Source organism: Ensifer soli, from assembly GCF_041928815.1.
In the GTDB taxonomy this organism is placed as follows: domain Bacteria; phylum Pseudomonadota; class Alphaproteobacteria; order Rhizobiales; family Rhizobiaceae; genus JBHFEI01.
Genome location: NZ_JBHFEI010000014.1, coordinates 26,242 through 43,676 on the forward strand (window position 1 = coordinate 26,242; position 17,435 = coordinate 43,676).

Here is a 17,435-nt window from a genome sequence, read left to right on the forward strand (position 1 = left end):
ATGCGCGACACGACCGACATCACCGCGCTGAACGACAGCGAGATGGTCGCGGCCCTTGCCCGCCGGCCCGTGCTCGTGCTGCCGATCGGCGCAGTCGAAAGCCATGGCGACCACCTGCCGGCCGGCACCGACACCCTCCTCGCCGGCAGGCTGACGGAGGAACTGGCGCGGGCGGTTGGCGGGGCGACGCCGCTGCTGCGCCTGCCGGTGCTGCCCTTCGGCCAGGTCTGGTCGCTCGCCGACGCGCCCGGTTCCTTCGGCATTTCCGGCGAGACCGTGACGCGCGCGATCGTCGAGATCGCCCGCTCGGCCAAGGCGAAGGGGCTCGCCACCCTCGTCGCGCTCAACGCCCATCTCGGCAATGCGGCGGCGATCCGCGAGGCGCAGCGCATCCTGAAGGACGAGGGCTTCGTCCTCGCCCATTTCTTCTATCCCGGCGCCGATCCGCTGATCGCCTCCGTACGGGAAAGGCCGCAGGCCCATCCCGCCTTCATGCATGCCTGCGAGATCGAGACCTCCTACATGCTGCATCTCGCCCCGGAGCATGTCGACATGGCGAAGGCGATTGCCAACTATCCGGACTTCCCCGAGGACTTCTCGCTCATACCCTACCGGTGGACCGAATTCTCCGACAGTCCCGTGCTCGGCGACGCCCGCGCGGCGACCGCCGAGAAGGGGCGGATCGTCCTTGAGGCGGTGATCGCCGATATGGCAAAGCGGGTGGCGCTCCTCTATGCTCGCCAGCCGTGAACCGACGGACGCGTTCGAGGAGGCCGCTTGACCCTTTCCCCCGCCCGGGCCGATCACCGGCCGGTCTATATCCGGATCGCCGAGACGCTCAGGGCGCGCATCCTTTCCGGCTGGTACGAGGGCCGCATCGACGGCGAACTGCCGCTCGCGCGCGAATGGAAGGTCAGCCGCCGGACGATCCAGCAGGCGCTGGAGGTGCTGGTCGCCGAAGGGCTGCTGGTGCGCCGGCACGGCCTCGGCACCTTCGTCAATCCGAAGGGCGTGGAGACGCGCTACCGCGCCATTACCTCGATCACGGAGGCCGTCGCCGGACAGGGGCTGACGCCGGAGTTCCGCGTGCTGGCGAGCTGCCCGGAGGCGGCGGGGGCGGAGGCCGCGGCCTTCTTCGGCCTCGGTGACGGCGCCAAGGTCTATCGCCATCGCCGGCTGGTCTCGGCGGGCGGGCGCGCGCTCGCCGTCGTCGACACGATCCTCAACCTCGCGCTGCTGGAGGGGCTCGACCTCTCCCGCCTCGACACGTCGCTCTACGGCGCGCTGCGCGCCGGCTTCAACCGGACCGTGGTCGCCGCCGAGGACCGTTACATACCGGCCCTTGCCGGCGACGACATCGCCCCGCTGCTCGGCATCGCGGCGGGAAGCGCGATCTTCCTCGCCCTCCGCCGCGCCCGCGACCAGACCGGGGCGGCGATCGAACTGTCGCGTATCTCCATGCTGCCCGTCGCCCTCGACATCTCCATCCGCCATGTCGGCTTCCCGTCGGCAACGGTCGCGCCGGAGGCGCGCCAATGGGCCTATACGGTCGGCTTCGGTCCCTTCGGGACATGAGCGCCGCCGTGCAGGACGCCCGTCAGTCGGCGACCGCTCTCAGGGCGCCGAGCGCGGCGGCGCTGCCGGCCCGGAACCGGCGATGGCCGGCCGCATAGATCTCCGCCGTGGCGACATCGGGCTCATGCCGGCGGCGGGCGCGGAACGTGGCGCGGCAGGCCTCGCCGAGCGAGGAATAGGCGCCGGTCGCGACCATGGCGCAGAGCGCGGCGCCCTTGGCGCCGAACTGCGTGCCGTCCGGGATCTCCACCGCCGCGCCGGTGACGTCGGCGATCATCTGGCTCCAGAACGGGCTGCGCGCGCCGCCGCCGGAGAGGCGGATCGTGCCGCCCGCGCCGCCGATCGCGCCGTAGCAGTCGTGGATCGCGTAGGCGATGCCCTCGTAGACGGCGCGCACCATGTCGGCGCGGCCGTGATGGGGTGCCAGGCCGTGGAAGCCGGCGCGCGCGCGCGGCTCGATGCGCGGCGCGATCACGCCGCTCGCCGAGAGATAGGGGACGAAGACGACGCCGTTGGCGCCGGCCGGGCTCGTCCCGGCGAGCCTGCCCAGCGCCTCGTAAGGGGCCTCCGCGGCGGCGATGTCGGGGCAGAGCGCCGCCAGGCACCAGTCGAGCACGGTGGTGCCGGCGACATTGACCATGGTCTTCATCCAGCGCCGCTCCGGCACGATGAAGAGCAGGCCGAGATCGGGCGGCGCGTAGACGGCATGGTCGAAGAGCACGCCGTTGAGGCAGGTCGTGCCGAGCACGCTGACCGCCTGTCCCGGCTCGTGGCAGCCGGCGCCGAGCACGCAGGCGCCGGTGTCCCCGGTGCCGATCGCGACCGGCGTGCCGGCGCCGAGGCCGGTTGCGCGCGCCGCCTCCTCCGTCACCGCGCCGGCGAGCGTTTCGGCGCGGCGGACCGGCGCCAGCAGAGGCGCGAGCTCGGGGATGCCGAGGAGGGCCATCGGCTCGGCGTCGAAGGCGCGGGTGCGCGCCGAGCCCGGCGCCATCGCGGCCTCCGACTCCTCGGTCGCCAGCGCGCCGGTCAGCCGGTAGCGGATGAAATCCTTGGCCGTCAGCGTCACCGCGGCGCGCGCCAGCGCCTCCGGCTCGTTCTCCTTCAGCCAGGCGAGGACCGGCAGCGTGCAGCCGAGCTGCATCATCGAGCCGGAATGGGCAAAGACCTTCGAAAACAGCGCCGGATCGCCCGCCTCCAGCCGGTCGACGAGGTTTTGCGCCCGCGCGTCGTTCCAGAGGATCGGCGGGCGGATCGGCCGGCCTTCGCGATCGAGCAGGAAGACGCCGACCATCACGCCGGTGACGCCGATGCCGGCGATCCGTTCCGGGGCGATGCCGGCGGTTGCAAGCAGCGCCCGGATCACCCGCGCCGTCACCGTCCAGAGACGCTCGCCGTCGAGCTCCGACCAGCCGACGGGCGCGGCGAGAAGCTGCATGCGCTCCGACGCCTCCGCCCGTTCCGTCCCCTCCCGGTCGAAGAGGGCGGCCTTGATGACGGACGTGCCGATATCGATCCCGAGAAACATGCGCGCAGCCCTAAACGTGATCACATCTGTCGTCATGTCGCGCGAATGGCAGGCCGGATCAAGAGGATATGCGTGCGAAGGCCTTGCATCCGGGCGGCAAGTTCGGCCATGACTCGCCGATGAGGAAAGTCTCGATCAAGGATCTGGCGGCGCGCACCGGCCTGTCGCAGGCGACCGTGTCGCTGTCGCTGCGCAACCATCCGCGCATTTCCGACGACACCAAGAGCCGCGTGCTGAAGGCGGCGAAGGAGCTCGGCTACGTCTACAACCGGCAGGCCGCGAACCTGCGCATGAGCCGGACGCGCACGATCGGGGTGTGTCTCAACACGATCGAGAACCCGGTGATCGCGCGCATCTTCACCGGGCTCCTGCATTTCTTCCAGTCGCAGGAGTGGATGGTCGTCTTCGGCGACAGCGAGGACCAGCCGCAAAAGCAGGCCGCCTTCCTCTCCGCCGCGCTGGAAAACAACATGGCCGGCCTGATCGTCGTGCCGGCGGTCGGCACCCGGCTCGAGGATCTCCAGGCGATCGCGCGTTTCGTGCCGCTCGTCGTCGCGCTGCGCGAGCTGCGCCAGTCGACGCTCGACCAGGTGCGCATCGATTACGAGGGCGGCGTCCATGCCGCGATCGACCATCTCGCCGCGCTCGGCCACCGCAAGATCGGCTTCATCGGCGCGGGGCTCGCCACCGAGACCTCCCGCATCGGCCTTGCCGCCTATCGCGCCCGCATGCGCCATCACGGGCTCGACGCGCCGCCGGCGCTCACCCAGGCCTGCCCGACCAGCCGGCAGGCCGGCTTCCACGCCATGACCGCGCTGATCGAGAAGGGGGCCGACATGACGGCGGTGCTCTGCTTTTCCGACCTGATCGCCAGCGGCGCGATGAGGGCGATGGCCGAGGCCGGACTGGTCGCCGGCCGCGACATCTCCGTCGTCGGCTTCGACGATCTCGACGAGGCGAGCTACCTGCAGCCGCCGCTGACGACGGTCAGGATCGACCAGCCCTTTCTCGGCGAAGCGGCGGGGCGGCTGTTGCTCAACCGCATTTCCGATGCCGGGATGCCGCGCCAGGTCGTCACCATTCCCTCCCAGCTCGTCCTGCGCGCCACGTCGCGAACGCTGGAGGCCTGACCGTCCTTGCGCGTCATCGGACGTCGGGCTGGTGCCGGAAATGCCGGAGCGCGGTCCCGACGGATGGAAGCGGAACGCTGCTCTCGCCAATCCTGGCGTCACGCCGGTGGCAGCGTGCGCCCATGCCGCCGGATCACCTCGCCGGGCGTCGCATTGGTGTGGCGGCCGTCGCGCCAGACCTCGGTGCCGTTGACGAGAACCCGCTCGATGCCGACCGACATTTCGTGCGGGTTGGCCCAGTCGGCGAGGTCGCGGATCGTCTCCGGGTCGAAGATCGTCACGTCCGCCTTGCAGCCGACGCGGATGAAGCCGCGATCCTTCAGCCGGAACTGGCGGGCGGTGAGCCCGGTCATCTTGTAGACGGCGGTCTCGATCGGGAACAGGCCGAGGTCGCGGCCGTAATGGCCGATGACGCGCGGAAATGTGCCCCAGAGGCGCGGATGCGGATGGCGGTCGTTGGGCAGGCCGTCCGAGCCGATCATCGTCTCGGGATATGCGAGGATGGTGCGCACATCCGCCTCGGCCATCTGGAAATAGATGCCGCCGGCCGGCGACAGGTAATCGATCGCCGCGTCGACGTCGAGACCGAGCTCCTGCTGCACCTCGAAGAAATCGCGCCCCGCATGTTCGGGATGGGGATCGGACCAGGCGATCATCACCTTCTCGCCGGCATCGCCGCTGAAGGTCTTCCGGTTCAGCATCGAGGAACCGGCAGGATAGGGATAGGCGTCGAGGCCGACGGACTGGCGCATCCGCCTCGCATGGATGACGCCGAGCGTCTCGCGGGCGCGGCCGTGATTGGCGATGCCGATCAGCTTGTGATGCGAGATGACGGTGTGGGCGTCGAGCTGCCGGCCGATCTCGAAGGCCTCCTCCAGCGCCGCGAGGATCCAGTCGGCCTCGTTGCGGATGTGGGCGCAATAGACGGCGTCGAGGCCTTTCAGCGGCTTCCCGACCGAGACCACCTCCTGCGCGGTCGCGGCATGGGCGTTCGGATAGAAGACGCCGGTCGAAAAGCCGACGGCGCCGGCCTCCAGCCCCTCCTCCAGCATTTTTCGCATGGCGGCCGCCTCGTCCGGGGTCGCCGCGCGGTCGAGGCGCTCCATGGTGGCGACGCGCAGCGTCGTGTGGCCGACGAGCGGGATGGCGTTGACCGCCGTGCCATTGCGCTCCAGCGCCTCGAAATAGGCGGCGAAGCTTCCATAGGTGAAGATCTCCTGCCGGCCGAGCAGGTTCAGCGGCGGCTGGATCGGCCGGCCGGCAAGCGGCGCCAGGCTGATGCCACAATTGCCGATGACGACGCTGGTGACGCCCTGGCTGAGCTTCGGCGTCATGTCGGGGTGGGTCAGGAGCACGCCATCGTCATGGGTGTGGTTATCGATGAAGCCGGGGGCGACGACGCGGCCCGTCGCGTCGATCCGGCGGTCGGCCTCGACGCGGGAGAGATCGCCGATGGCGACGATGCGGTCGCCGGCGATCGCGACATCGGCGGCGAAGCCCGGATCGCCGGACCCGTCGATGACGGTGCCGCCCGCAATGATGATGTCGTAGGCCATGCTTGCACTTCCCATGCATCGTGTCGCGGCGCGGACCGGGATTGACAGGAGGGGCGATCCGGCGCCAGAAGGTAAAACGTTTAACTTATGCGTCCTCAGGAGGGCCTGTCCTGCCTTTGCCCGTCGCTCCCGTCGGAGAACGGCCCGCCTCAGCGGGCCGACCAGCCGCCGTCGACCGGCAGGATGGCGCCGTTGATGTAGCCGGCGGCAGGCGTCGCGAGGAACAGCGCCACCGCGGCGATCTCCTCGGCCGTGCCGACGCGCCCCATCGGCACGGTCTGCGTCATCGCCTGCGAGAAGCTTTCCTCGGTGAGCAGCGCCGAGATCATCGGCGTTTCCACCGGGCCGGGGCAGAGGCAGTTGACGCGGATGTTCCGCGCGCCGAAATCGGCGGCGAGCACGCGGGTCAGCGAGACGATCCCGCCCTTGGAGGCGGTATAGGCATCGGCGCCGTGCACGCCGGCAATGGCGTTGATCGAGGCATTGTTGATGATGACGCCGCCGCCGCGTTCCAGCATCTTCGGGATTGCGTGCTTGCAGCCCATGGCGACGCTTTTGAGGTTGATGTCGAGGATCGCGTCCCAGGCCTCCGACGGCGTGTCAACGATGCTCGCCATCCTGTAGCGCGGCGAGGCGCTGAAGCCGACGCCGGCATTGTTGAACAGGATGTCGACGCCGCCGAACGTGTCGCAGGCAAACTCGACCATCGCCTTGACCTCGACTTCCGATGCGACGTCGACCCTGATCGCCGCGCCGCCGATGGCGTCGGCGACCCTCGTCGCGCCGGCCTCGTCGATATCGGCGACGACGACCTTCGCCCCCTGTTCGGCAAAGAGTTCGGCGGCGACCTTGCCCTGGCCGGAGGCGGCCCCGGTGATGATGACGACCTTGCCGTCGAGGCTGAAAAGGGCGGGAATTCTCTTGCTCACGGCGTGCAGATCCTGTTCTTTCCGGCGCAGACGGGCGCCATCATTGTATTGAAAGGTGTAAGATGAAGATTACCGATACCCTGCATATGGTCGCAAGCGGCGCCAACGGGTTCAACCTGACGCAGGCGCTCGACTGCAATGTGTTCCTGTTCACCGACGGCGTCGAGCATCATATCTTCGATGCCGGCGCGGGCATCGATGTCGAGGCGATCCTCGCCCAGATGCGCTTCGGCGGGCTCGATCCGGCCGGGCTGAAGACGCTGTTCCTGACCCATGGCCATGCCGACCATTCCGGCGGCGGCATGCCGCTGAAGGCGCGTGTTCCCGGCCTGACGATCGTCGCGGGCGAAAAGACGGCGGCACTGCTTGCCGCCTTCGACGAGCGGCTGATCAGCCTCGACAAGGCGCGCGGCGGCTATTACCCGCTCGACTACCGCTGGGACGCGCCCGTGGTCAATCATGTTCTGGCCGAGGGCTCCAGCTACCGGGCGGGGCCGTTCACGGTGACGCTCCACGAGACGCCGGGGCACAGCGACGACCATTGCTGCTACACCGTCGCCGTTGACGGTCAGGTCAGCCTCGTCGCCGGCGACGCGCTGTTCTGCGGCGGCCGGGTGTTTTTGCAGGACATCGAGGATTGCAGCGTGCCGAGGACGATCGCCACGGTGCGCAAGCTGAACGAGATCCGCTTCGAGGCCTTCCTGCCGGGCCATGGCGCCTTCTCGCTGAAGGGCGGCGAACGCCATGTGCGCGCGGCGATGGCCCATGCTGGCAACGGCCTGGTGCCGCCGCAGTTCTGACGTCTCGCGGGCCGGCCTCACTTGCCGGCCCCGGACGTGATGCCCTCGACGAAATAGCGCCCGGCAAAGGCGAAGATGGCGATGACCGGCAGCGCCGCCATGATCGCCGCCGCCGAGAGCAGGCCCCAGTCGATCGAATATTGCGACACCAGCGCTTCCAGCCCGACGGGAAGCGTCTTCAGCCGGTCGTCGATGATGAAGACGGAGGCGAACATGAATTCGGTCCAGCTGAGCACGAAGGTATAGGTGGCGGTGACGACGATGCCCGGCGCCGTCAGCGGCACGATCACCTTGCGCAGGATCTGCATGTCGGTGGCGCCGTCGATCGCCGCCGCCTCCTCGATGCCGTTCGGGATCGAGGTGAAGAAGCCGCGCATCAGCCAGACGCTGAACGGCACGGCGAAGGTGACGTTCATGATGACGAGGCTCGCCCAGGAATTGAGCAGGCCGGTAACGGCGAAGAGGCCGAAGAGCGGCGCGAGCAGCAGCACGCCCGGAAAGATATAGACGACCAGCAGCAGGTTATAGATGAAGGCGCGGCCGCGATAGCGGGTGCGGAAGACGCTGTAGGCGGCGAGCAGCGCCAGCGGAATGGCGATCGCCGTGCTGATCAGCGCCACCAGCAGGCTGTTGCGGGCAAGCAGCAGGTAGTTGGTCGCCGACGGCAGCCTGATATAGTTGTCGAGCGTGACGAGCCCGGGCGAGAAGACATTGCCCGGCCGGACCAGCGCCGCGTTCGGCTGCAGCGAGGAGAGCAGCATCCAGACGAAAGGCGCGCCGATCACCAGCAGCAGGAGCACGATGAGGGCGGCGCGGAGCGGCGAGACGGAGCGTCGCATATCAGTCGATCTCCTGTTCGGCCGCACCCTTCGGCGCGAAGCGGATATAGACGACGGCGAAGACGAGCAGGATGAGGGCCAGCGACACCGACATGGCGCTCGCCTCGCCGAGCTTGAACTGCTGGAAGGCGCGGATATAGATCGACACCGGCAGCGTCGTCGTCGTGTCGATCGGCCCGCCCTTCGTCGTCAGCCAGATGATGTCGAAGACGTTGACCGACCAGAGCGTACCGAGCAGGCCGACGACATAGAGCACCGGCTGGATGAAGGGCATCGTCACTTTGGTGAACAGCTGCCATTCGGTGGCGCCCTCGACGCGCGCCGCCTCGTAATATTCCGGGCTGATGCGGGTGAGCGCCGCGAGGATCAGCAGCGTCAGGAAGGGGAACCAGCGCCAGGCGTTGATCCAGACGACGGTGGCGAAGGCGTAGGTCGGCGAGCCGAGGAAGTCGATCGGGCGCTCCAGCAGGCCGGAACCGGTGAGCAGATGGTTGACGATGCCGTAATCGGCATTGAGCATCCAGCGCCAGAGGAAGGTGGTGACGATGGTCGGAACCACCCAGGAGGCCATGATCCAGGTGCGGGCGATGTGCTGGCCGGCAAAGCGCTGGTGCAGGAGCAGCGCGGCGCCCGCGGCGAGCGCCGTCTGCAGCACCGCGCCGCCGACCGCCCAGGCGAGCGTGCGCAGGAAGGCCGGCCCGAACGTGCCGTCGCCGAAGATCGCGGCGTAGTTGGCGAGCCCGACGAATCTGGGTGTGCCGCCCATCGTGTTGGCATTGGTCAGGCTGATCCAGATGCAATAGCCGAGCGGCAGCGCGATGGTCAGCGCCAGCCAGATCAGGAGCGGCGCGACGAAGAGCCGGCCGAGGTGGGCGCGCACCGGCTGTTCCGGCGGCCGGGCGGAGGGATGCGGCGAAGCCGCCGCACCCTGCCCCGTCATGGCGATCGCGGCCCCCGTCATTGTCCGGCGGCGGCGTTCATCTGCTGCTGGCCCCAGGTGACGGCGGCCTGCGGCTCCTCGCCGCCGACCACGACCTTCTGCACCACCTGCGAGAGCAGGTTCTGCGCCATGATCGGGCCGATCGCCTTGTGGATCGTGCCGGTGTTGAAGCCGGGCAGCACGCCGGTCTTGGAGACCTCCAGCATCATGTCGACGCAGGTCTTGTACTTTGCCAGGATCGGCGAGCCGGACCAGGCCTCGGTCGCGCCGTCCTCGGTCAGCGGCAGGAACAGGCCGGGCTCGGCGAGCAGGAATTCGGCATAGTTCGCCGGCTCCAGCACGAAGGAAAGGAAGGCGGCCGCCCCTTTCCGCTTCTCCGGGTCGGCGGTCAGCACCATCGCGGCGTTGGAATAGTAGATGCTGTGCGGCTCGCCGCCCGGCGCGACCGGGATCGGCGCGCAGCCGAGCTGGTCGGCGGCCTGGCCCGAGGTTGCTTCGAACGGCGTCAGGTACTGGCCCTTCTCGATCGCCATGGCGACGGTGCCGGCATTCAGCGCGTCCTGCGGCTCCGGCCATGTCCAGGAGGCGATGCCGGAGGGCGAGAGCTCGGCGAGCTGCTTGTAGAAGCCGATCGTCTCGACGTTCTTCGGCGTGTCGAAGGTCACCTTGCCGTCGGCGTCGAAGAGCTCCGTGCCGCCGTTGACGCTCATCAGCGAATAGAGCACCTGGTCGGTGGCGAGGCTCTTGGAGGCCGGCACCCCGACGCCATACTTGCCGTCCTTCGTCAGCGTCTTTGCAGCGCTGAGGAACTCTTCCCAGGTCTTCGGCGGGCTTTCCGGATCGAGGCCGGCCGCCTTGAACAGGTCCTTGCGGTACCAGAGCATCTGCACCATGCCATAGACCGGCACGGCCCAGATCTTGCCCTCGTCCTTGTAGGGTGTCAGCGCCTGGTCGATGAACTTATGCTTCTTCTCGATCTCGGCGACGATGTCGTCGACCGGCTGGACGGCGCCCGTCTCGCGGATGGTGACGGTGAAATCGGGGATCGAGAAGTCGATGTCGGGCTGCACGCCCGCCTGGATCGCCGGCGGCAGTTTCTGGAAGATGCTGCCCCAGCCCTGCACCTGCTGCACCACCTTGAAGTCGCCCTGCGAGGCATTGAAGGCGTCGATCACCTTCTGGAACTGGTCGACGCGCGCCTGCACCTGCTCCTGGTGCCAGAGGGTGATCTGCAGCGGCTCGGCCGAGGCGATGCCGGCGGAAAGCGCGACCGCGGCGGTGAGCGCGCCGGCCGCAAGGCGGGCAAGGGTCTGGCGGACCGAAACATTCTTCATGCTGTTCTCCTTTTGCCGGCCGGAGATCCCGGCTCTCTCGTGATCGTGACGGTCGGGTGGCCCGGAGCGGTCGCGCGCCGCGGCCGGCAGGGTGGCCTATTTTGCGTGAAACCCTGCATTTTTGGCATGGTAAAACGTTTGACTTTGCCTGACAAGGCTATAAATTGGCCGAAACCCAGCCGGAACGGAGTGGATTTTCCCCCGTTGCCGGCGACGATCTCCCGTTTCCGGAAAGGCTCGGCGCGCCCTTGTCCAGATTGTCCCTCCGCTCCGTCGTCAAACGCTATGGCGGCCATGTCACCGTCGTCCACGGCATCGATCTCGACGTCGCCGACGCGGAGTTCGTCGTGCTCGTCGGCCCGTCCGGCTGCGGCAAGTCGACGACGCTCCGGATGATCGCCGGGCTGGAGACGGTGACGGGCGGCGAGATCCGGATCGGCGACACGGTCGTCAACGACCTGCCGGCGCGCGCCCGCGACATCGCCATGGTGTTCCAGAACTATGCGCTCTACCCGCACCTGACCGTCTTCGAGAACATGGCCTTCGGTCTGAGGCTGCGCGACACGCCGGACGACGAGATCCGCCGCGGCGTCGGCGAGGCGGCGCGCATCCTCGGCCTCGAGCCGCTGCTCGACCGCTACCCGCGCCAGCTCTCCGGCGGCCAGCGCCAGCGGGTCGCCATGGGCCGCGCCATCGTGCGCAAGCCGAAGCTGTTCCTGTTCGACGAGCCGCTGTCGAACCTCGACGCCAAGCTGCGCATGCAGATGCGCGGCGAGATCAAGCGCGTGCACCAGGCGATCCGCACCACCACCATCTACGTCACCCATGACCAGGTCGAGGCGATGACGCTCGCCGACCGCGTCGTCGTCATGAGGGACGGGCGCATCGAGCAGATCGCGGCGCCGCAGGACCTCTATGCCGCGCCCGCGAGCCGCTTCGTCGCCACCTTCATCGGCAGCCCCGGCATGAACGTCCTGCCCGCGCGCCTGGCGGAGACCGAGGGCGTGCTCGTCGTCGAACTGGAAAACGGCGCGCGGGTGCCGCTCGCCGGCATCGCGCCGCAACGCTATCGCTCCCATGCCGGCGGCCCGGTCCTGTTCGGCATCCGGCCGGAGCATCTGGCCGAGACCGTCGCCACTGCCGAGCCGCGCGCGACGATGACGCTCGACGTGACGCTGGTCGAGCCGCTCGGCATGGAGACGCTGGTGCATGGCCGGATCGGCGCCAGCGAGGTCATCGCGCGCTGCGGCCCGAAGGTCGAGGCGCGGCCCGGCCGGCCGATGACGCTGTCCGCCGCCGTCGAGAACGCCGTTCTCTTCGACGCCGCCACCGAACGGGCGATCTGACGCATGTCCCGCGGATCTAAGCCGCAGTTTTGCCAAGGGACACGCGTCACAACGAGGATCTGAAGCGCAGGGGCGGATCCGAAGGATCGCGGCACGCTCCGGCGCGCCACGGGGCAACGCCCTGAGGCATCGGCGTCCGGGGCGGCCGCGACGGCGCGGGCCGGCGACGGACGTCCGGGCGGGGAAACGGTCGCGGATCGGGACAGAGAGGGAAGACGACCTATGAAGACGATCGAGGGTGGCCTTGCCGGGACCCGGCTTTCCTGCTTCTTCTGCGCGACGGCGCGGGCGCCGGATCTCGGCACGCAATGCCTTGCCTGCGGCGGCTCGCTGGCGGCGGTGGTCGATCCCGCCGCGCCCTTCCCTCTGTCGGTCGCGGGCTTCTGGGACTATGCCCCGGTCCTGCCGGTCGGCGATGCCCGCGTCAGCCTCGGCGAGGGCAGCACGGCCCTCCTGAAGCTCGACCGGCTGATGCCGGGCGACGAGGTCTACGTCAAGGCGGAATGGATGGGGCCGACGGGATCCTTCAAGGATCGCGGCTCGGCGGTCGCGGTCTCGGCGGCAAGGGCGCTCGGCGCGGTCGGCGTCATCTGCGCCTCGACCGGCAACAACGCCGCCTCCGTCAGCGCCTATGCGGCGCGCGCCGGCCTTCCCTGCGTCGTCGCCCTGCCGAAGGGCACGCCGGCCAACAAGATCATCCAGGCGAAGGCCCATGGCGCGATCGTGCTGGAGGTCGAGGGCACGTTCAGCGACGCCTATGCCTGCGCCAACCGTATCCAGGCGGCAAGCCCCGGCTGGGCCAACCTCACCTCCACCTATCTCAATCCCTACATGACCGCGGCCCATGCGACGATCTTCTACGAATGCGAGGCCGAGCTTGGCGAGGTGGGCACGATCGTCGTGCCGATCGGCGCCGGCCCGATGCTCGACGGCATCCTGCAAGGGGCGCGGCTGATGCGCGACCAGGGCCTGATCGAGACGCTGCCGGTGCCGGTCGGCGTGCAGGGCGAAGGCTGCGCCCCGATCGCCGAGGCGTTTTCCCGCGGGCTCGACCATGTCGAGGAATGGGCGCCCCCCGTCACAGGCATGCCCGGCTCGATCAACGACCCCTTGCGCGGCTATGCGGCGGACGGCACGCGGACGCTCGCGATCATCCGCGCGGCCGGCGGCCATGCGGTCGCCGTCTCCGACGACGAGATCCGCCGGGCGATGCTCGACCTCGGCCGAAGCGAGGGGATCGCGGCCGAGCCCGCCTCGGTGACGCCGCTCGCCGCGCTGCGCCGGCTCGACCATCTGCCGCGCCCGGTCGTGCTCGTCGTCTCCGGCCATGCGCTGAAGGACGGCGCCGCCCAGGCCGCCGCCGGCGCGCCGAGCCTCGACATCGATGCCGACGCCGATCCGCAGGCCGTCACGCAGGCCGCACTCGGGCATTTCTCGCAAAAACTCCGGGCTTGAGCCGGAGACCGTCCCTGCCATCGCCGCCTCCCGATCAGGTCGCGCCCCGCCCGCCCCTCGCAACGGGTCCGCCGGGCACGGGGCCGTGTCGCGTAGACCCGGGATCGAACGACACGGCCCCGTCCGTCTGTTTTTCCAGCGCAGCAGCGCGCGCGGCCTTGACCCGGCCGGACAGGCGCCGGACCATGTCCGGTGATCACCGGCGATGGTCCTCCTCTCGCCCGACGTCGCAGCGGCTCCGCCTCGGACGGACACGCGCTGGGGCATGTCCGGCGATCGCGGGTTCACCGGGAATGCTCCATCCCTCTGTTTGAACGCAGTGTCCGACGGCGCATCCGATTCCGATCTGACGGGACATGCGCTAGAGCATTTCCAGCCGAAGCATGATCGCTTCGGCGTCGGACAATGCGGTAAAAACAAGAGCATAGAGCGTTGAAGGTGATCCCGAGATCACCAGAAATGCTCTAGAGCCCCCGGGCGAGCCTCACCAGGACCTCGGCGGCCGCCGCCACCTCGTCCATGTCGACATGCTCGTGGTCGGCATGGGCCTCCTCGATCCGTCCCGGGCCGAAGACCACGGTCGGCGTTCCGGTGCGGGTCATCTTCGTGGCGTCCGAGCCGAAGGCGACGCCGACGATCTCGGGCGTGTGTCCGGACGCCCGCAGCGCCGCGGACAGCGCCGTCACCACGGCGGCATCCTCCGGCACCTCCATCGACACCGAATCGATGAAGGGGCGCCGGATCTCGATCGCCGCGCCGGCGGGATGGCCGTCGGCGAACGCCTTCACCACACCGGCCACCTCTTCCCACGCCTCGTCCCCTGTCTGGGCGGGAAGCGTGCGCAGGTCGAAGGTCAGCCGCGCATGGCCGGGCACGGTGTTGACCCCCTCGCCCGCCTGCATCAGCGTGCAGGTCAGCGTGCGCCGGCCGAGCACCGGATGGCGCAGGTCCGTCGCCCGCATATAGGCGTCGAGATGGGTGACGAGGTCGGCGGCGACGCGTGCCGCGTCGATCCCCTCCTCCGGCTGCGAGGCATGGGCGGAGCGGCCGCGGATCTCGATCGTGAAGCGGATCACGCCCTTGCAGGCGGTGACGATTGCCAGGCGCGTCGGCTCGCCGGCGATGCCGAGATCATAGGGCGGGTGGGTGCGCACATGGTGGAGCACGCCCTCGAAGGTCGTCTCCTCGTCGATCGCGGCGACGAAGGTGACCTCGGCGGCGGTGCCGCGCCGCTTCAGCGCCCTGAGCGCCAGCATGAACATGGCGAGGCAGCCCTTGTCGTCGACGGCGCCGCGCCCGTAGAGGCGGCTTCCCTCGACGCGCGGGCTGAAGGGCGCCTCCATGCCCTCGACCTGCACCGTGTCCATATGGCCTTCCCACACGAGGCGCGGCGCGCCGGGCGGGCCGGGAAGCCGGGCGACGACGTTCGGCCGGCCGGGCAGGACCTCCTCGAGGCGGACCTCGATGCCCTCGGCCGCCAGCCAGTCGGCGATGAAGGTGGCGAGCCGCGCCTCGCCGAACCAGTCCGCCGGCCGGTCCTCGCGCCGGAAGAAGGGATTGATGCTCGGGATGCGCACGAGGGCGCAGAGGAGGCTGCGCACCTCCTCGCGATCGATGGTTCCTGTCCTGGCGGCCTGGTCCATCGGCTCAGTCCTTCAGGACCGCGGCGCGGACGATGTCGTCGACGAAGCGGACATTGCCGGCCGTCAGACCGGCGTCGACGGGAAGCTCCGCGCCGGTGATGCCGGAGGAGAGCGGCGAGGCGAGGAACAGCGCCGCATTCGCCACTTCCTGCGGCGTCACGAGGCGCTGAAGCGCGTAATAGCGGCTGGCGCGGTCGATCAGATCCGGCTCGCCGGCGATGCGGTAGTTCCAGGCATCGGTGCGCACCGAGCCGGGGCAGACCGCATTGGCGCGTATGCCGCGCCGGCCATGCTCGGTGGCGATCGCCTTCATGTAGGCGAGAAGCCCGGCCTTGGCGACGGAATAGGCGGGATGGCCGAAATGGGCAAAACCGTTGACCGAGGCGATGAAGACCTGCGTGCCGCCGCCGTTTGCGATCATCGCGGTGATGATCGGATCGGCGAAATGGCGCACGCCGTTGAGGTTGACCTCGATGTCTTGGTACCAGAGCGCGTCCGTCACCTTCTCGAAATATTCGCCGCGCGTAAAGCCGGCATTGCTGACGAGCACGTCCGGCACGCCGACCGTGTCGAGGATGTCGGCGGCGGCGGCGGCGATCGAGGCCCGGTCGGTCAGCTCGAAATAGGCCTTGTGGGCGACATCGAGGTCGGCGATCAGCTCCGGGGAGCGGTCGCAGGCGACGACGCGGGCGCCGGCGTCGAGGAAGGTCTTCACCAGCGGCCGGCCGATGCCGCCGCCCGCCCCGGTGATCACCACCGTCTTTCCGTCCAGTTGAAACATGTCGTTCTCCTCGTGTCGTTGTTTTGCATGCAAGGGTCAGGCGCGCGCGGCGAGATCGGCAACGCCGACGATGCCGGCCTCGGCGCCGAGCGCCGCCGGCAGGACGTCGGGACGCAAGTGACCGGGCAGGAGCGCCAGCCGCTCCGACACCCGTTCGAGAAAGCCCGGCGCCAGCCCGATGCCGCCGCCGATGACGATGCGCCCGACATCGAGCGTCAGCCGGATGTTGCGGCAGAGGCCGGCGATGCGGGCGGCGCTGTCGTCGAGGATCGCCGCCGCCCAGGCCGCCCCCGCGCCGGCGGCGGTGAAGACCGCCTTCGCATCGGCGGGATGGCCGGCGCGTGCGGCGCTGTCGGCGATGAAGCGGCCGCTGGCGCCGTCCTCGAAACGACACTCCGGACCGCCCGTCTGGCCGAAATGGCCGGAAAGCCCCCGCCTGAGCCGTCCGTCAAGGACGATGCCGCCGCCGATGCCGGTCGAGACGGTGAGGAAGACCAGGTCGCGCGCGCCGCGCCCCGCGCCGTGGCGGTGTTCGCCCCAGGCGGCCGCCTGCGCATCGTTCAGCGCCGTCACCGGCAGGCCGGGAAAGAGGCCGCGCGCGCTGTCGACGAGCGGGAACCCCTCGGGGACCGGCAGCGTGCCGGGATTGAGCGCCGACCACGCGCCATCGCGCACGACCCCGGTGACGGCGAGGCCGACGCCGCCGATCTCCGGCGCGCCCCAGCCGTGATAAAGGTCGCGCGCGGCTTTCAGCCAGGTTTCGGGCCGGGCGGCGCGGTCGGTGGCGATCACCTGCGAGGAGAGCACGGCGGCGCCCCTGACCAGCGCGACCAGCGTCTTGGTGCCGCCGAGGTCGATCGCCAGCGACGGCGCGGCGTTGTCGGCGCGCCAGCCCTGCCGCGCCGCGTCGAGGAACCAGCCGGTCGCGTGTTCCGTCCGCGTGATCGCCGAGCCGACGACGACGGCGAAGGCGCCGGCCTCGGCCGCGTCGCGCGCATCCTGCGGCACCTTCAGCCGGCCTTCCGCGATGACATGGGGCGTGAGCGCGCGCATCGCCTGGACCAGCGCGAGGTCGGGGTCTTCCGGCACCGGCCCGTCGGTATAGCCCGACAGCGTCGTGCCGACATAGGCCACGCCGAGCGCCAGTGCGCGCTCCGCGTCGGCAAGGGTCGCGCAGTCGGCCATGGCGAGGCGGCCGCGGCGGCGGATGGCGGCGACGAGATCCCCGACCGTTGCCGGGCGCACCCGGTCGGTGGCATCGATGGCGATGATGTCGGCGCCGGCATCGGCGAGCGCCTCGACATCGGCGACGAAGGGCGTGATGCGAACGGGACTGTCGTCGAGGTCGCGCTTGACGATGCCGATGACGGGGACGGCGACGGCGGCGCGCACCGCCGCGACATAGCGCACGGATTCGATGCGCACGGCGCAGGCCCCGGCGGCGACGGCGGCGCGGGCGAAGCCCACGACGAACTCGGCCGTGTCGGTCGGCCCGTCCGGCACCGGTTGGCACGACACGATCAGGCCGTGCCTGAGAAGATCCCGATCAAGGGGCGTCGTGCCGTCCGGTGCCATGTCCTGT

The 17,435-nt window shown here is 69.6% G+C and carries 15 protein-coding genes; 6 read left to right on the forward strand and 9 right to left on the reverse strand.

All coding sequences use genetic code 11. The features are described from left to right. Complete coding sequence (locus ACEVQ6_RS18940; RefSeq protein ID WP_374890609.1) at positions 1-750, forward strand: creatininase family protein; 750 nt, start codon at positions 1-3, stop codon at positions 748-750. A gap of 27 nt (positions 751-777) precedes the next feature. Further along, positions 778-1,575 (forward strand): GntR family transcriptional regulator, encoded by a 798-nt coding sequence (locus tag ACEVQ6_RS18945; RefSeq protein ID WP_374890610.1) that lies wholly within the window; start codon positions 778-780, stop codon positions 1,573-1,575. A gap of 22 nt (positions 1,576-1,597) precedes the next feature. Here ACEVQ6_RS18945 and ACEVQ6_RS18950 read toward each other — a convergent pair whose 3' ends face one another. Then, positions 1,598-3,100, reverse strand: a complete 1,503-nt coding sequence (locus ACEVQ6_RS18950) for an FGGY-family carbohydrate kinase (protein ID WP_374890611.1) — start codon at positions 3,098-3,100, stop codon at positions 1,598-1,600. Between the two features lie 68 nt (positions 3,101-3,168). Between ACEVQ6_RS18950 and ACEVQ6_RS18955 the strand changes: the two genes are divergently transcribed. Continuing rightward, positions 3,169-4,230 (forward strand): LacI family DNA-binding transcriptional regulator, encoded by a 1,062-nt coding sequence (locus ACEVQ6_RS18955; protein WP_374890612.1) that lies wholly within the window; start codon positions 3,169-3,171, stop codon positions 4,228-4,230. 98 nt (positions 4,231-4,328) lie between these two features. On the opposite strand, the gene ACEVQ6_RS18960 is transcribed toward ACEVQ6_RS18955, so the two are convergent. Further along, positions 4,329-5,786 carry an N-acyl-D-amino-acid deacylase family protein gene (locus tag ACEVQ6_RS18960; protein WP_374890613.1) on the reverse strand — a complete coding sequence of 486 codons (1,458 nt, stop codon included), beginning with the start codon at positions 5,784-5,786 and terminating at the stop codon, positions 4,329-4,331. A 149-nt stretch (positions 5,787-5,935) separates the two neighbouring features. After that, entirely contained in the window at positions 5,936-6,715 is a 780-nt protein-coding gene (locus ACEVQ6_RS18965; RefSeq protein WP_374890614.1) for an SDR family NAD(P)-dependent oxidoreductase, read from the reverse strand. 62 nt (positions 6,716-6,777) lie between these two features. On the opposite strand from ACEVQ6_RS18965, the gene ACEVQ6_RS18970 reads away from it, so the two are divergent. Then, on the forward strand, positions 6,778-7,515 hold the full coding sequence (locus ACEVQ6_RS18970; RefSeq protein WP_374890615.1) for an MBL fold metallo-hydrolase: 738 nt from the start codon (positions 6,778-6,780) through the stop codon (positions 7,513-7,515). A gap of 17 nt (positions 7,516-7,532) precedes the next feature. On the opposite strand, the gene ACEVQ6_RS18975 is transcribed toward ACEVQ6_RS18970, so the two are convergent. From ACEVQ6_RS18975 to ACEVQ6_RS18985, 3 genes are read right to left on the reverse strand one after another with little or no spacing between them, the layout of a single operon-like run. Next, positions 7,533-8,354 (reverse strand): carbohydrate ABC transporter permease, encoded by an 822-nt coding sequence (locus ACEVQ6_RS18975; RefSeq protein ID WP_374890616.1) that lies wholly within the window; start codon positions 8,352-8,354, stop codon positions 7,533-7,535. Between the two features lies 1 nt (position 8,355). Then, positions 8,356-9,315 (reverse strand): carbohydrate ABC transporter permease, encoded by a 960-nt coding sequence (locus ACEVQ6_RS18980; protein ID WP_374890617.1) that lies wholly within the window; start codon positions 9,313-9,315, stop codon positions 8,356-8,358. After that, complete coding sequence (locus tag ACEVQ6_RS18985; RefSeq protein ID WP_374890618.1) at positions 9,312-10,628, reverse strand: ABC transporter substrate-binding protein; 1,317 nt, start codon at positions 10,626-10,628, stop codon at positions 9,312-9,314. Before ACEVQ6_RS18985 ends, ACEVQ6_RS18980 begins: the two co-directional genes overlap by 4 nt. A gap of 248 nt (positions 10,629-10,876) precedes the next feature. Here ACEVQ6_RS18985 and ACEVQ6_RS18990 point away from each other — a divergent pair, with 248 nt between their 5' ends. Both ACEVQ6_RS18990 and ACEVQ6_RS18995 read left to right on the forward strand, forming a co-directional pair. Beyond that, entirely contained in the window at positions 10,877-11,974 is a 1,098-nt protein-coding gene (locus ACEVQ6_RS18990; protein ID WP_374890619.1) for an ABC transporter ATP-binding protein, read from the forward strand. 222 nt (positions 11,975-12,196) lie between these two features. Further along, a complete protein-coding gene (locus ACEVQ6_RS18995) occupies positions 12,197-13,429 on the forward strand; it encodes a pyridoxal-phosphate dependent enzyme (RefSeq protein WP_374890620.1) in 1,233 nt (410 codons plus the stop codon). A gap of 464 nt (positions 13,430-13,893) precedes the next feature. Here ACEVQ6_RS18995 and ACEVQ6_RS19000 read toward each other — a convergent pair whose 3' ends face one another. Genes ACEVQ6_RS19000 through ACEVQ6_RS19010 form a run of 3 tightly spaced genes read right to left on the reverse strand, consistent with a single transcriptional unit; the run spans position 13,894 to position 17,428 of the window. Then, complete coding sequence (locus ACEVQ6_RS19000) at positions 13,894-15,072, reverse strand: M20 family metallopeptidase (protein ID WP_374890621.1); 1,179 nt, start codon at positions 15,070-15,072, stop codon at positions 13,894-13,896. Between the two features lie 4 nt (positions 15,073-15,076). Further along, positions 15,077-15,853 (reverse strand): SDR family oxidoreductase, encoded by a 777-nt coding sequence (locus tag ACEVQ6_RS19005; RefSeq protein WP_374890622.1) that lies wholly within the window; start codon positions 15,851-15,853, stop codon positions 15,077-15,079. A 36-nt stretch (positions 15,854-15,889) separates the two neighbouring features. Continuing rightward, entirely contained in the window at positions 15,890-17,428 is a 1,539-nt protein-coding gene (locus tag ACEVQ6_RS19010) for a putative N-acetylmannosamine-6-phosphate 2-epimerase (RefSeq protein WP_374890623.1), read from the reverse strand. Between the last annotated feature and the right edge of the window lie 7 nt (positions 17,429-17,435).

Excerpts from the sequence above, each read along its gene's own strand:
- ACEVQ6_RS18975 (WP_374890616.1), bottom strand. The coding sequence starts at position 8,354 with ATGCGACGCTCCGTCTCGCCGCTCCGCGCCGCCCTCATCGTGCTCCTG.
- ACEVQ6_RS18970 (WP_374890615.1), top strand. The coding sequence starts at position 6,778 with ATGAAGATTACCGATACCCTGCATATGGTCGCAAGCGGCGCCAACGGG.
- ACEVQ6_RS18940 (WP_374890609.1), top strand. The coding sequence starts at position 1 with ATGCGCGACACGACCGACATCACCGCGCTGAACGACAGCGAGATGGTC.
- ACEVQ6_RS18950 (WP_374890611.1), bottom strand. The coding sequence starts at position 3,100 with ATGTTTCTCGGGATCGATATCGGCACGTCCGTCATCAAGGCCGCCCTC.
- ACEVQ6_RS19005 (WP_374890622.1), bottom strand. The coding sequence starts at position 15,853 with ATGTTTCAACTGGACGGAAAGACGGTGGTGATCACCGGGGCGGGCGGC.
- ACEVQ6_RS19000 (WP_374890621.1), bottom strand. The coding sequence starts at position 15,072 with ATGGACCAGGCCGCCAGGACAGGAACCATCGATCGCGAGGAGGTGCGC.
- ACEVQ6_RS18955 (WP_374890612.1), top strand. The coding sequence starts at position 3,169 with ATGCGTGCGAAGGCCTTGCATCCGGGCGGCAAGTTCGGCCATGACTCG.
- ACEVQ6_RS19010 (WP_374890623.1), bottom strand. The coding sequence starts at position 17,428 with ATGGCACCGGACGGCACGACGCCCCTTGATCGGGATCTTCTCAGGCAC.
- ACEVQ6_RS18960 (WP_374890613.1), bottom strand. The coding sequence starts at position 5,786 with ATGGCCTACGACATCATCATTGCGGGCGGCACCGTCATCGACGGGTCC.
- ACEVQ6_RS18985 (WP_374890618.1), bottom strand. The coding sequence starts at position 10,628 with ATGAAGAATGTTTCGGTCCGCCAGACCCTTGCCCGCCTTGCGGCCGGC.
- ACEVQ6_RS18980 (WP_374890617.1), bottom strand. The coding sequence starts at position 9,315 with ATGACGGGGGCCGCGATCGCCATGACGGGGCAGGGTGCGGCGGCTTCG.
- ACEVQ6_RS18995 (WP_374890620.1), top strand. The coding sequence starts at position 12,197 with ATGAAGACGATCGAGGGTGGCCTTGCCGGGACCCGGCTTTCCTGCTTC.